Below are 14276 nucleotides of genomic sequence, written 5' to 3' on the forward strand. Positions count from 1 at the left end.
CTGACATCTATCGGATGCATCAGCTTCTTTTTCTTATTAAATGGTATTCTATTAAAAATGTATATGTTACTTCAATAAATATTGTGAACTGTTAACAAAACTGTTTCTTTGCTATAATCGTTATGGTAAATATTGTGTTTAATATAGAAGCTCACATTAATATAAAACAAAGTTAGGAGAGATATTGTGGAAACACTAGATTTAGTTTTGAAAATAATCGTTTCAATTTTAGCTATATATAGCTCAATTTCTAGTTTGATATTAAAGAAAAAAGTGGTTGAATTAGAAAAAACAATCGTAACAATAAAATCAGAGAAGGTACAGGGAAAGAAAAACAAAACGATTAAATCTGGTAATAATTCGCAGAATATTATTGGTAATGATAATAGCATTGGAAAAGGTGGAAAATAATGAGTGGGACTATTAGATCAGGTGATAATTCTCCCAGTGTTATTGGAAACAACAATAGGATAGGTGATACTTATTTACATATTCCCAATCATAACAATAGAATGAAGAGGAGCATTTTGTATGATGTTTGTTGTACTTTATCTAAAGCTGAAATGAACTTCAGAGAGGAGTATGCTCTACATACAAATAGTGATTGGATAGAAAAAATAGAATATAACCATATAGAAAAATATAAAGAAATATTTGAAATGTATTCTTTATATTATGGTGTAGTTGAGGAAGTTTTAGAAAGAATACCTAAAAGGGAACTATTAATTAGAAATATAAAAACAACTTATGTGAAAAGTAAAAATGTAAATGCTAATTTTTCAAAGGATGAGATTTTAGATATTGTTTTCAATAACTTAAGTGAGATAGTGGTTCAATCTGACCAATTTAGCGATGATCCAATGTTAGAGGAAGAAAAATGTGAAGCCATTCATTTAATTATGTTTTATGCATTTACTAAATGTCAATTGTTAGAAATTGTTCCAAGAAGGAATGAGTAGATGTTAATTAATAAAGATGGAAAACCAGTGGATAGTGTTTATTTTATAGCGTGCTGTATTTTAGAAGAATTACGCCAGAGAGAATCTATGTCAATTGAAGAATTATATCTTGAGATAGTTAATAAATACAATAAAAAACTTAAATATATGGACTACTCTCTATCATTAAATTTCCTATTTTTAATAGATAAGATTGAACTGTATAAAGGAGAGATACGCCATGTATATTAAAAAATTGATTCTATCAGAAACTGTTCCTGAAGAAAAAGAGATTAGAACTATAACTTTTAAAAAAGGATTAAATGTAATAGTAGATGATAGCGGAAAAAGAGGAAATAATGTTGGGAAAACAACAGCTTTAAAGGTAATTGATATTTGCTTAGGAGCAAAAGATAAAAAATACATTTATACTGATTTTGAAACAGGTAGTATAAACAGCAAATTAAAAAATTATATAGAAGATAAGAAAGTAATAGCTGAATTAATTTTAACTAACGCATTTTCTGAGAAAAATGCGTGTGAATTAAACCTGAGAGTAGAATTATATAATAGAGGGAAACGGTATATAAATGGTAAAAGTCGTACACAAAAGGAAGTTCATTTAGACTTAAATCGAATAATTTTTGATAATAATGATAAAAATCCGACCTTCAGGCAATTAATTACTAAATTTGTGAGGATTGATCAAAAAGGGGATAATGATAAGTTTTTAAAATATCTTCATTCATCAACATCAGATATAGATTATAAAAATATATACTCTTACTTATTTAGACTTATAAATGAGGAGACAAACAAAAGAATATTAGAATTAGAAAAGAATATAGCTGATTGTAAAAATGATATGCGTAAATTTAAACAGATGCATAGATTTAACAATGTTAGTGAATTATTACAAAGCCTAGAAATTTTAAAAGGTAATATAATTCAAATTGAAGGTAAACTCTTTAGAATTATTAATTCAGATGAATATAGGCTTACGGAAAAGGAAATTGGTGAGATAAAGGTATATTATACTAAATTAATAGATAGACTGGATAGATTGAATTTTGAAAGTGAGCATATAAAAAATATCTTATATTCAGCAAAACAAGAAGTTCCAACAGTAGATACAGCGTTATTACATAATTTATATGATGAAACAAGTAAAGTATTTAAAAACTTGAATAAGGATTTTAAAGATTTGTTGGAATTTAATCAACAATTAGTAGAAAATAAAATTCGGTTTTATGAAAATCAATTGGTTAAGAAAAATAAAGAGATTGAAATAACTAGTCAAGAGATAGATAGGATATTTCTTGAAAATAAAGATGTTATCATGCTAATAAGAGAAAATAGTGTAGAAGAGTATAATAAGCTTCAAAAGGATTTATTGAAGTATCAAGAAGAAAAAGGGCGTATTTCTGAAGTTTGTGAAGTATATAAGGGGATTGAAGATAAGCTAAAAGAAAATGCGGAGAAGTTAGAAGAAATAAATATAAATGATAAGAATATTGAACAAAAAATAAAGCAGTTTAACGTTTACTTTACTGATTATAGTAAAAAGATCTCAAATGACAATTACTTTTTATACTATAATAAAGAAGGATTTCCTGTTAGCATTGGAAATGTAGACGGGGGTCTTAGTACAGGAACTAAAAAATCTATTATTTCTTCATTCGATCTGTCTTATTTGAAATTTGCTCAAGAAAATGGTATTAGTGTACCCTATTTTATTATACATGATGTTTTAGAATCAATGGATGGAGATTCTTTTGAGAATATGATTCGTATAGTGAATAGTATGGAGTGTCAGTATATAGTGGCTGTGCTATATGAAAAAATTAGTCACTATGAAATAATAAAACATGAAGATATAAGAGCACGCCTTTCAAAAGAAGATAAGTTATTTAGAATGTGATAAGAGACCTTTTTAGGGTCTCTTTTTGTTTTAGTAAAAAATATATTTTTATATGTTTCTTTACACAGCTATTATATGACCAACTTAAATATTTCTTGATCCAATGGAACTTGAGTTGTTTTAAATGTTGTTTCATCATAAGGGAGATAGAAACGATAAGTGTCTCCATGCATATAAATCCAAAATTTTAATTGTGTACCGCCACCAGATAATCCATGTTTGATTTCCTCGATGTTTTTAAATGTATGATGATGCACGTTACCTTTTAAATCTTCTACTACTAAAAATAAACTGTTTTGATTTAATCTAAAATAACGTAAAAAATGCTTTGATTCATAGCATGTTGATGTTTGGAAATCTGAATCGATATCGATTTCTTTATTTAATGATAAGTAGAGGGTTTTATATAAGTTTTGTAATTCATATTGTAGTTCTTTTTTTGACGTAGCAGTGTGGATTGGTTTTAATGTAACGCAGTATTCTTCATCATCTAAAGTGTAAAGGAAATCAGGAACTAATTTTCTAGTGTCAATGGCTTTGTATTTAATGTTGTGTTCATTGAAAATGTAGGTTGAAGGAAGTATCTTTATTTTTTCCTCTAAATCTAACAAGTGTAATTCACCCATTCCATTCAGAAAAGCTTTTTTTAGATGACTTAAATTAGTGTATTTTTGTAAGTGGAGATGATAATTTTCTTCTTTTTTATCGGCATTATAAGCGCGGATTTCAACTTTATACGCTTGTTCTATATTGAATTGTGCTGATAACTCATTTATGTTTCGACAATAAATATTAGTAGCATCGATGTGAGAACGAGTGATGTTTTCTTGAATTTCTTTTGATTTTGCTCCTTCTGGATTTATAAAATCAATAAAATTTTTTAATGTATCAAGTAAAGTAATTCCCATTAAATAATCCCCCTTAACGTTTTTATATAGAATATTTTACCATACTTAACAGTTATGTTGGTTAAGTTTGGAAATGAATATTTGACGTGAAAGGACTAAAAGTATTTTATATTTGAAGAGGATTTTAAATTTCTTTCAAAGGTATCAAAACATCTTAAAGTGAACTTATCCATATTCCAACTAAAAGGGTGATTCGATGATAATTAGAGAAGGTATTGAAGTAACCAACGTTACTTTAGAAGATTATGAACTACCGATTCTGGAAGGTCTTTCTGAGTTCTTACTTCGAGCTGGATACGGGGTATATGGCGGAAAGGAAGAATCATCAAGTGATGTTGAAATTTTGTCGAATTATGACAAAGAGGTTGTTCTGAAAGATGGTAAGTTGCGTACCATACTTACTTACAAAGGGAACAAAAAGAAAAGAGGTAAAAAATCATGAATGAAAAGGAGGAATGGCTTTTACGGAAAGAGAAGGAGAAACTGTGTTAGATAATTCACCAAGTAAAAAAGTGAACGATTACAAAATAATATTCGTTCACTTTTATTTTACTTTTTATAAATGTAATTCATAATTTCCGTCAGTACTATCAGGCTTTCTAAATATTTCCTCGAATGGACCAACCTTTTTTGAGAAACCATTTTTTAATGCAAAGTGGTAACCTTCTTCAGTTATAACTTCTTGTAATACTAATCGTTCGAATCCTTTTTCTTTAGCGAATGTTTTAAACCATTCAAGAACAATACTTCCTTTACCTTGATTACTTGGGGTAATGTTTATAGCAGTAATCGCTAAGTATGGATCGGGGTAAAACTCGCTTCTAAGGTTAATAGTGACCTTATGTTCTTCAGAAGAAATATTTAAAGCATACTTAGAAACCCCTTTTATGAACATTATTTCATCTTGTACTAATTCGTCTAATAACATTTTTAATTTTTGAAAGTCTTGTACATGAAGAGGGATCTTGTTGAATTTTTCTTTCAAAACAATTAACTCCTTTTAATTTTATTAGAATGAATATCATTATATCTAAAACCATAAGAATGGTATAGCTCGTATTGATGATTTGTCAGCGATTTTTGTTTGCTAAATTACACCATGTATTTTAGTGTCCGAAAAGTGACCGAAAGAGTTTGGAAATGTGATTTTCCGTGGGACAAAAAAATTGAAAGTGTTGATATAATAACCTTCATTAATACGTATTTCCTTCTATTATATATGTACCCTTATGGGCGGAATGATGTAATAAAGCCTTGAAACTTTTCGTGTTGTTAAGCTTCTCGTTAATTGTATAATTAACGAGAAGCTTTTTTAATAATATTGTTATTTCATAATTAGTTTAAGTAGAGAAAAGAAACATGGTAATAATGTTAATAAAACTGAAATTACGTATAGGATTCAGAGTTCAAAATTTCATATTCGTAATATAAAACTATATTACGAACCGGATATACAGAACAACGTAAAAAGTGCAAAGGTGGAAAATATTTTGAAATATAGAGGAAACAGATGGTATAAAACGGATTTACATCTACATACACCTGCTAGTAAATGCTTTAGAGATCAAAGTGTAACTCCTCAGCAATGGGTAGATAGATGTTTAGAACAGGGGCTAAATATTGTAGCTGTCACGGATCATAATACGGGAGCATATATCGACAAAATAAAAATAGCTAGTGAAAGTACACCATTAACTGTATTTCCTGGGGTTGAAGTGACTTGTGGTGAATCCAAGGTACATATGCTAGTTATTTTTGATAAAGATAAAGGGACACAATTTATTGAAGATTTTTTATTGAACATAGGTATTGATAGAGAAGCGTTTGCGACAGCAGATGCTTATTCGCCGTTATCAACAATTGAATTGGCAAAAAAGGTGGAAGAAAAAGGAGGGATAATAATCCCTGCTCATATAGATGAATTTAATGGTATATGTGAAATAGCGCATATTAATAGAGAGGAATTGCTAGAGAGTCCATATGTTAATGGGGTACAAGTTGTACATGAGATGTTTTTAAGTAATGCAGTAAAGAAGCAAGAAGTTGAAACTAACTTGCAAGAATACTACAACCGTACGATAAGTGAAGACGTTTATAAAAAATGGAAGGTTTCTGTGCAGAGAGCGCAAAATTATGAAAAAGCTATCTTAACATTCTCGGACAACCCAGATAGTCAAGGAGATTCCAGGCATGGCTTATGGGGGATTGGAAATAGATTCACGTGGATAAAAATGGATGAAGAAATAAGTTTTGAAAGTCTAAGGCAAGCACTTTTATTACCTGAACATAGAGTTAGAAATGATTTTACATCTGAAAATCCTCCATATGAATTACCGGATTCCTGGATGAAGAGCATGAGGATTAGTGATACAGAACTAAATGAAAATGAGATAGAGTTTTGTTTCAATCCCCAAATGACAACAATTATTGGAGGAAGAGGTACTGGTAAATCTAGTTTGTTTAGGTTTGTCAGAGGGGTATTTCAAAAAATAAATGACCTAAGAGGCCTATCCAATTTAGCAGAAGAACAAGAAAACTTTTTTAGAATCAAGCAGAATGATGAAGGGGTATTAAAAAAGGAATCTGTTTTAGAGATTATAGTTGTACGCTTTGGAAAAGAATATAAAATTCATATGTCCAATTTCAGTAAACAAGGTCCTCTGAATATCGGGATTTACGAATATGATCAAACACTTGAAAAGTTTATGGAGCTTGATGAGGCAGATCTATTTAGTGTCTTTCATCTGGATGTTTTTTCGCAAAAGCAAATATTTGAAGTAGCTAAAAAGCCCAATGCTTTAAGAGAGCGAATAGATAGTCCGATAAAAGAAATGTCCACGATTACAGATGAACTGTCTAATTTAAAATCTAAATATCTGGAACAATCATCTAAAATTAGAAGAATGAAATTAAGTATTGACAGAAAGAATAAGTTAAGTGCGGAAATAAGGGATAAAAAACAGCAAATCAGCTCATTTAAGGAGAGTGGATTTGAGAATTTAATTAAAGGCTATAATTCCTATAATATTCAATTTGTCGAATTGAAAACAGTGATAGACCAATTAACTCAAAAAGAGAATGCGATTTCTTCTATGGTTGGTCAGTTGGAATTAAAACAAGTCCCTGATATTGAAGGGTTTTCTAGTGCTTTCAAAGAGGAAATGGAACAAATTATAGATGATACAGTGACAGAATATGAAAAAATTCAAAGTTTAGTGGAAGATGCGCAAACAAGGACGACGAAACTAATACTTGAATATAAAGAAAAATTAAATAGAAGCGAGTGGAGTCATAAGTATACCAATATTAAAAATGAATTCAAAATGAAAAAGGAAGAATTAGCGGAAAAAGGTATCGATGATCTTTCTAAACTAGAAAAAGTTACAGACGAGTTAGCTAGTTTGGAAGAGAGTTTAAAAGATGTCTTAGAACTCGAAGAAGCTTTGTTAGGTGAAATTGCTATACAGGACCAAATTAAAACCAGATTTATAGAAAAGAGAAAAGAAATTACAAAAAAACGAAGAGAATTCATTAATAGTGTAATCACAGATCAAGATAATGTGAAAATCGAAATAAAGCCGCACAGAGATTTACAAAATTTCAAGAGCTTATTCCGGAAAATCATTCAAAAAGATACAGGGTATGATGAAGACATTAATAAAATTGTGAAAAAATGCTTCCGTGAAAAAGACATTACTGTGGGTGTTGCAAAAACAGTTGATGAGTTCAAGGCAATTAGGCGAGGTGATTTAGTAACAGGTGAATTAGGCGGAAGGATGATAAATGTAATAAAAGGTTTAAATGAGGAGCAAATAGATGAATTAACTTTATTGATTCCTGAAGATGAGATAGGTGTTAAATATAAGCCAAATGGATCTTCGGCATTTAAGATACTCACAAATGCCTCAGCGGGCCAAAAAACGTCGGCTATTTTAACTTTCTTGTTATCGTTTGGCGAGACTCCATTATTATTGGATCAACCAGAAGACGATTTAGATAATCATTTAATATATGACCTAATCGTAGAAAGGTTAAAACGAACAAAAGCTAAGAGGCAAATCGTAGTTGTTAGTCATAATGCGAATATTCCTGTAAATGGTGATTCTGAGTGGGTGATTTGTATGGATTCTGAGGCAAGTGGTGTTAGTTTGCTATGTAGTGGTGCAGTTGAAGATGAGTTAGTTAGACAGGAAATTTGTGATGTCATGGAAGGCGGAGAAACTGCTTTTAGATTAAGGGCTAGACGATATAATATCAGCTAGACACAGATAGAAATTTAATTTCTGTAGAATTTTGTCGCTTTCTCTCTTGACCATACTGATACTTCATTGTTAGAATCTAGGAAGATAATATAAAACGATCCTTCATATATCCTCAATGATATGGTTTGAGAGTCTCTACCGGGTTACCGTAAACAACCTGACTATGAAGGCAGTGTGTCTTATATTTATAAAGAGCGGAAGACTATCTTTCTTTATAAAGCCAGACCCCTGCCTTTTCTTTGTCATGAGACTAGAGGCGGAGGACTGGCTTTTTTTATTATATTGGTAATGCTTTTTGCTAAATTGGTGAAAATATTTATATACGAGAACTAACGTTGGGGTGATTATTTTGAAGAAGCAGCATGATACAATTATCGTTTTAGATTTTGGAAGTCAGTACAATCAGTTAATAGCACGTCGAATTCGTGAGTTCGGTGTATACAGTGAACTTCATCCGCATACAATTACTGCAGAAGAAATTAAAGCAATGAATCCAAAAGGGATTATTTTCTCTGGTGGACCGAATAGTGTATACGGTGAAGGTGCATTACATTGTGATGAAAAAATCTTTGAGCTAGGATTACCGATTTTTGGTATTTGTTACGGTATGCAGCTTATGACGCAACACTTTGGTGGTAAAGTAGAACGTGCCAACCACCGTGAGTACGGAAAAGCTGTTCTTAAAGTAGAGAACGAATCAAAATTATATGCGAACCTTCCAGAAGAGCAAGTTGTATGGATGAGCCATGGTGACTTAGTAACTGGTTTACCTGAAGGATTCGTAGTAGATGCAACAAGTGAGTCTTGTCCAATTGCTGGTATGAGTAATGAAGCGGAAAACTTATACGGTGTACAATTCCACCCAGAAGTACGTCACTCTGAGCACGGTAACGATTTAATTAAAAACTTCGTATTCGGCGTATGTGGTTGTTCTGAAGGATGGAACATGGAGAACTTTATTGAAGTAGAATTAGAGAAGATCCGTGAAACTGTTGGAGACAAAAAAGTATTATGCGCACTTAGTGGCGGTGTAGACTCTTCTGTTGTAGCAGTATTAATTCATAAAGCGATTGGTGACCAATTAACATGTATTTTCGTGGACCACGGTTTACTTCGTAAAGATGAAGCAGAAGGTGTTATGAAAACATTTAGCGAAGGCTTCCATATGAACGTTATTAAAGTGGATGCACAAGAGCGCTTCATGAACAAGTTAAAAGGTGTAGAAGATCCAGAGCAAAAACGTAAAATCATCGGTAATGAATTCATTTACGTATTTGATGATGAAGCTTCTAAATTACAAGGAATGGACTTCCTAGCGCAAGGTACACTTTACACGGACATCGTTGAAAGTGGTACAGCAACTGCACAAACAATTAAATCTCACCATAACGTTGGTGGACTTCCAGAAGACATGCAGTTCAAATTAATTGAGCCTTTAAATACTTTATTTAAAGACGAAGTACGTGTATTAGGATCAGAACTAGGAATTCCTGATGAAATCGTATGGCGTCAACCGTTCCCAGGTCCAGGACTTGGTATTCGTGTATTAGGTGAAATTACAGAAGAGAAATTAGAAATCGTTCGTGAATCTGATGCAATTTTACGTGAAGAAATTATAAAAGCAGGATTAGACCGCGAAGTTTGGCAATACTTCACTGCGCTTCCTGGTATGCGTAGCGTAGGTGTTATGGGTGACGAGCGTACTTACGATTACACAGTAGGTATCCGTGCAGTAACATCTATCGATGGTATGACAGCTGACTGGGCACGTATCCCTTGGGACGTATTAGAGAAAATCTCTGTACGTATCGTAAACGAAGTAAAACACGTTAACCGTATCGTGTATGATATAACGAGTAAGCCACCAGCAACTATTGAGTGGGAATAGTATTGTAATAAAAAAGATCCATCTATCGTTCATGTATAGATGGATCTTTTTGTTTTCACCCTTAATACGAACGAAAATATAAAAGTTTATAAAAATGTTCGTTTTTAAATTGACAAAACCACCTCCTCGAGTTAATATGAGTATGTAATTCAAACTAAAAGTGAATATTATGCCGTCGTATAATATCGGGGATATGGCCCGAAAGTTTCTACCTAGCTACCGTAAATGGCTTGACTACGAGGCGTTTCTATAAAGATGAGGGGAAACTTGTCTTTATTCATAGAACGCTTCCATGTATATGCAATGGAAGCCTTTTTTATTTTTATAGATAAAAGAGGGCTAGGGTGAAATACGGCGAGTAATCATATAACGGGGGAAACGTAAGATGAAACGCTATTTTCAGTTTGATGAACTCGGCACAAATTATAGAACAGAGTTCATAGCAGGTTTAACGACATTTCTATCTATGGCTTACGTACTATTTGTCAATCCTGCTACGCTGTCGCTTGGAAATGTTAAAGGATTACCGGCAGGTACAGGAATGGATCCAGGTGCAGTATTCGTTGCTACAGCATTAGCAGCGGCGATTGGTTCGTTAATTATGGGGATATTTGCGAAGTATCCGATTGCTTTAGCGCCAGGTATGGGAATAAACGCGTTCTTTGCTTATACAGCGGTGTTAACGATGGGGATTCCGTGGCAAACGGCAATTGCTGGAACATTAATGTCAGGTATTATCTTTATTATTCTTACTGCTTCAGGTATTCGTGAAAAAATCATTAATGCAATTCCAGTAGAGTTAAAGTTTGCAGTAGCGGCGGGTATTGGATTATTCATTGCCTTCCTTGGATTCCAAAACGCTGGAATTATCGTAAAGAATGATGCTGTTCTTGTTGGGTTGGGGGACTTAACAAAGGGTACAACGTTACTAGCAATCTTCGGAGTTGTTACTACAATCATTTTCATGATTAAGAAAGTTAATGGTGCAGTATTCTACGGTATGATTCTTACAGCGATCTTAGGAGTGGCAACGGGATTAATCGATACTCCGAAAGCTGTAGTGGGAGCAATACCGAGTCTAGAACCAACGTTCGGGGTAGCATTAACTCACTTTGGAGACATTTTCACTGTTGAAATGGCGATTGTTATTATAACGTTCTTCTTTATCGATTTCTTTGATACAGCAGGTACGCTTGTAGCGGTTGCGAATCAAGCGGGATTAATGAAGAACAATAAATTACCACGTGCAGGTAAAGCATTATTTGCAGATGCGATTGCAACTGTAATTGGTGCAATTCTAGGTACATCTACTACGACGTCTTACATTGAATCTTCTGCGGGGGTAGCGGCAGGAGGACGTTCTGGATTTACAGCAGTTGTAACAGCAGGATTCTTCTTACTGGCACTATTCTTCTCACCACTATTAAGTGTTGTGACACCAGCTGTAACAGCGCCAGCATTAATTATTGTAGGAATCTTGATGGTTTCATCTTTAGGAGAAATTGATTGGAAGAAATTCGAGATTGCAGTGCCAGCGTTCTTTACTATCATTTCAATGCCACTTACGTATAGTATCGCAACAGGAATTGCAATCGGGTTTATCTTCTATCCAATTACAATGGTTGTGAGTGGTCGTCGTAAAGAGATTCATCCAATTATGTATGTTATGGGAGTTTTATTCGTACTATATTTCATCTACGTTCGTAAATAAAAGGGGTTTTTTGAAAGGTCTAGACTTGAGGGGAGTCTAGACCTTTTTTGCGTCTTCAGAAAATCTTAAGGATTTCCGAGCGTTTTTCTTCAGAAGTTTTCCTATAATAGAAGTTAGGGATTAAAAAAGTGATGGGGGGAGATATTGTGGCACACGAAACAATACTTGTCGTAGATGATGAAAAAGAAATTAGAAATCTTATTACAATCTATTTAAAGAATGAAGGATATAAAGTACTACAAGCAGGAGACGGAGAAGAAGGATTACGTTTACTAGAAGAAAATGAAGTACATCTAGTCGTATTAGATATTATGATGCCAAAGGTAGATGGTATTCATATGTGTATGAAAGTAAGAGAATCGAAAGAAATGCCAATTATTATGCTTTCTGCGAAAACGCAAGATATGGATAAAATTTTAGGATTAACAACAGGTGCAGATGATTACGTAACGAAACCATTTAATCCGTTAGAGCTAATCGCAAGAATTAAATCTCAGTTACGTCGTTATATGAAGATGAATGGTTTTGCTATTCAAAATGAGGATGAGTTAGAAATTGGAGAGATGAAAATAAACATCTCCACTCATACAGTCATTGTGGATGGAGAAGAAGTGAAACTGACCCCGAGGGAATTTTCAATTTTAGAATTACTAGTTCGTAATCCGGGGATGGTCTTTAGTGCGGAACAAATTTATGAAAAGGTTTGGAACGAAAGATCTTTCCAGTCGGATAACACGGTAATGGTTCATATTCGGAAAGTGCGTGAAAAGATTGAGGAGAATCCAAGGAAGCCAATATATATAAAAACAGTATGGGGAGTGGGGTATAAGATTGAAAAAGATATTTAATCCATTTACTTATGTTAGGAAAATTCGAGAATTAATTGGAAAGATAGTGAAGAGTGTGAAACGGAGTATACGAATTCAACTTATTACTGCGTTTACTGCTTGTGCGTTATTAGGGCTTTTTTTAGCAAAGGGAGCAGCACCTTTTTTTGAGAATGCGAATCGGCAGGCGACAATCGATTATCGGGATGGTATGAGACAAATTCACCAACAAGCTCAAAGCGTGGCGAACAGTGCAGTTCATGAAAATAAATTAGAAGCTATATCCAATATGATCGAAATGGAGAACCAAAATTTAGAACGAGGATCTAGAGCTTTAAAAGTACTGGTTACTGATGAGAGTGGCAAAGTTGTATATAAGACAAAGCAGGCACAGGAAGAACAAATTGATTTGCACAATACAATTCGTAATGCAGCATCATTTGCAATCAATTATTCAAACGGGCAAGATGCATTTGAAAATACAAGAAAAGAATTTATAGCTTTTGCACCTATTACAATAGAAGATAAGAATTTATACATGTTTGTTAGTGGGATTCCGGGAGGTGAAGTGAGATATGATACGCAAGAAGGGCCGTTTCCATTTTTCATAGGTGTACTCGTATTCATTTTCTCTTTCTTCTATATAACAAAGAGAAAGATGAAGCAAATTGAAGCGATGGCACAAGGTGTAAAGGAAATAGAAAAAGGCAACTTAGCGTATCGTATTGAGAAGAAAGGTGAGGACGAGATTGCGTCTTTAACTGAGAATATTAATAATATGGCGGAAGAGCTTATGAATAATATAGAAAAGGAACGTAAATTAGAGAAGCAAAAGAACGAGCTTATTACGAATGTATCTCACGATTTGCGTACACCATTGACTTCTATTATGGGTTACTTGCGATTACTTCGAGATTCTAAATATGAAAGTAAAGAACAACATGATGAGTATACGAGAATTGCTTTTGCGAAGTCGGAGCAGTTAAAGAATTTAATAGAAGATTTATTTGAGTATACGAAGTTAACGAATGAACAAGTTGTATTAGAAAAACAGGAAGTGTGTGTAAATGAGTTACTTGATCAATTAATAGAAGAGTTAGTACCACAAGCGGAAGAGCATGGCCTTATGTTTGTTAAGAAATTTCCTGAGGAACGTGCATATGCGATGATTGATTCGGAAAAGATGGTCCGTGTATTCGACAACTTACTAATGAATGCAATTAAGTATAGTAAAGATGACGGAGAGATAAAAGTTTCTCTTCAAAGGCAGCGCAGGAATATACAAATTGTTATTGCGAATCATAGTGAAGAGTTTACGAGAGAAGAGTTAGGGAACTTGTTTGAAAGGTTTTATAAGAAAGATCAATCTAGAAGTAGAGTAACAGAAGGTTCGGGGCTCGGATTAGCTATTGCGAAAAGTATTGTTGAGTTGCAAGGTGGTAGTATTCGAGCTGAGTATGAGGACGGGATCGTTCAGTTCATCGTTTCATTACCAATTATAGAAAAATAATAAATGAATAGAATGTTATAGGATAAAAAGGCTTATTTTAAAAGGAATAAGCCTTTTTATATTTTTTTAGAAAAACATATTGACGATTAGAGTTTAGAGGTGTAATATAAAACAAGTCGCCGATGCAATAACGCAGAACGCGGCAAACAAAATGAAAAACTTAGTTGACATTAACTAACGAAGATGTTAACATAAGGAAGTCGCGAATGAGCGACTAAGTAGTTCTTTGAAAACTGAACGAAACAAACAACGTGAACGTCAATTTTTATTTTTAGATGCTAGACAAACTAACTTTATTGGAGAGTTTGATC

At 33.1% G+C, this 14276-nt stretch carries 12 protein-coding genes and 2 riboswitches; of the genes, 10 read left to right on the forward strand and 2 right to left on the reverse strand.

Annotated features, from left to right (window positions below; genetic code table 11):
* The first annotated feature begins 186 nt into the window (after positions 1–186).
* From DET63_RS29170 to DET63_RS29185, 4 genes are read left to right on the forward strand one after another with little or no spacing between them, the layout of a single operon-like run.
* Positions 187–411: a hypothetical protein gene (locus DET63_RS29170; RefSeq protein ID WP_098909991.1), complete on the forward strand. Its 225-nt coding sequence runs from the start codon at positions 187–189 to the stop codon at positions 409–411.
* Positions 411–959 (forward strand): hypothetical protein, encoded by a 549-nt coding sequence (locus DET63_RS29175; RefSeq protein WP_113938576.1) that lies wholly within the window; start codon positions 411–413, stop codon positions 957–959. The genes DET63_RS29170 and DET63_RS29175 overlap by 1 nt, the downstream gene beginning before the upstream one ends.
* Positions 960–1190, forward strand: coding sequence for an ABC-three component system middle component 6 (locus DET63_RS29180; RefSeq protein WP_113938577.1), 231 nt, complete (start codon positions 960–962; stop codon positions 1188–1190).
* Positions 1180–2859, forward strand: coding sequence for a DUF2326 domain-containing protein (locus DET63_RS29185; protein ID WP_113938578.1), 1680 nt, complete (start codon positions 1180–1182; stop codon positions 2857–2859). The genes DET63_RS29180 and DET63_RS29185 overlap by 11 nt, the downstream gene beginning before the upstream one ends.
* A 71-nt stretch (positions 2860–2930) precedes the next feature.
* On the opposite strand, the gene DET63_RS29190 is transcribed toward DET63_RS29185, so the two are convergent.
* Positions 2931–3767: a hypothetical protein gene (locus DET63_RS29190; RefSeq protein ID WP_113938579.1), complete on the reverse strand. Its 837-nt coding sequence runs from the start codon at positions 3765–3767 to the stop codon at positions 2931–2933.
* 196 nt (positions 3768–3963) lie between these two features.
* Between DET63_RS29190 and DET63_RS29195 the strand changes: the two genes are divergently transcribed.
* Complete coding sequence (locus tag DET63_RS29195; protein WP_113938580.1) at positions 3964–4209, forward strand: hypothetical protein; 246 nt, start codon at positions 3964–3966, stop codon at positions 4207–4209.
* 114 nt (positions 4210–4323) lie between these two features.
* Here the strand turns inward: DET63_RS29195 and DET63_RS29200 are convergent, their stop codons facing one another.
* Positions 4324–4752 carry a GNAT family N-acetyltransferase gene (locus DET63_RS29200; protein ID WP_113938581.1) on the reverse strand — a complete coding sequence of 143 codons (429 nt, stop codon included), beginning with the start codon at positions 4750–4752 and terminating at the stop codon, positions 4324–4326.
* Positions 4753–5257: 505 nt separating this feature from the next.
* On the opposite strand from DET63_RS29200, the gene DET63_RS29205 reads away from it, so the two are divergent.
* From DET63_RS29205 to DET63_RS29225, 5 genes are all read left to right on the forward strand, one after another.
* On the forward strand, positions 5258–8029 hold the full coding sequence (locus tag DET63_RS29205) for a TrlF family AAA-like ATPase (protein ID WP_142675695.1): 2772 nt from the start codon (positions 5258–5260) through the stop codon (positions 8027–8029).
* Between the two features lie 82 nt (positions 8030–8111).
* Positions 8112–8213: riboswitch (purine riboswitch) on the forward strand.
* Positions 8214–8378: 165 nt separating this feature from the next.
* The gene (guaA, locus tag DET63_RS29210; RefSeq protein ID WP_122974556.1) at positions 8379–9917 is read left to right on the forward strand and encodes a glutamine-hydrolyzing GMP synthase; all 1539 of its coding nucleotides are present in this window, start codon (positions 8379–8381) and stop codon (positions 9915–9917) included.
* 155 nt (positions 9918–10072) lie between these two features.
* A riboswitch (purine riboswitch) is annotated at positions 10073–10174 on the forward strand.
* Positions 10175–10302: 128 nt separating this feature from the next.
* Positions 10303–11628, forward strand: a complete 1326-nt coding sequence (locus DET63_RS29215; RefSeq protein ID WP_113938583.1) for an NCS2 family permease — start codon at positions 10303–10305, stop codon at positions 11626–11628.
* A gap of 131 nt (positions 11629–11759) precedes the next feature.
* Positions 11760–12476, forward strand: coding sequence for a response regulator transcription factor (locus tag DET63_RS29220; protein ID WP_395923495.1), 717 nt, complete (start codon positions 11760–11762; stop codon positions 12474–12476).
* On the forward strand, positions 12460–13965 hold the full coding sequence (locus tag DET63_RS29225) for a sensor histidine kinase (RefSeq protein WP_002139366.1): 1506 nt from the start codon (positions 12460–12462) through the stop codon (positions 13963–13965). The genes DET63_RS29220 and DET63_RS29225 overlap by 17 nt, the downstream gene beginning before the upstream one ends.
* Positions 13966–14276 lie beyond the last annotated feature (311 nt).

The organism is Bacillus sp. DB-2 (assembly GCF_003315125.1).
GTDB lineage: Bacteria > Bacillota > Bacilli > Bacillales > Bacillaceae_G > Bacillus_A > Bacillus_A mycoides.

What these genes read in the sequence shown, in the direction of transcription:
- DET63_RS29180 (WP_113938577.1), top strand. Translation starts at nt 960, where the DNA reads ATGTTAATTAATAAAGATGGAAAACCAGTGGATAGTGTTTATTTTATA.
- DET63_RS29220 (WP_395923495.1), top strand. Translation starts at nt 11,760, where the DNA reads ATGGGGGGAGATATTGTGGCACACGAAACAATACTTGTCGTAGATGAT.
- DET63_RS29195 (WP_113938580.1), top strand. Translation starts at nt 3,964, where the DNA reads ATGATAATTAGAGAAGGTATTGAAGTAACCAACGTTACTTTAGAAGAT.
- DET63_RS29185 (WP_113938578.1), top strand. Translation starts at nt 1,180, where the DNA reads ATGTATATTAAAAAATTGATTCTATCAGAAACTGTTCCTGAAGAAAAA.
- DET63_RS29190 (WP_113938579.1), bottom strand. Translation starts at nt 3,767, where the DNA reads ATGGGAATTACTTTACTTGATACATTAAAAAATTTTATTGATTTTATA.
- DET63_RS29175 (WP_113938576.1), top strand. Translation starts at nt 411, where the DNA reads ATGAGTGGGACTATTAGATCAGGTGATAATTCTCCCAGTGTTATTGGA.
- DET63_RS29215 (WP_113938583.1), top strand. Translation starts at nt 10,303, where the DNA reads ATGAAACGCTATTTTCAGTTTGATGAACTCGGCACAAATTATAGAACA.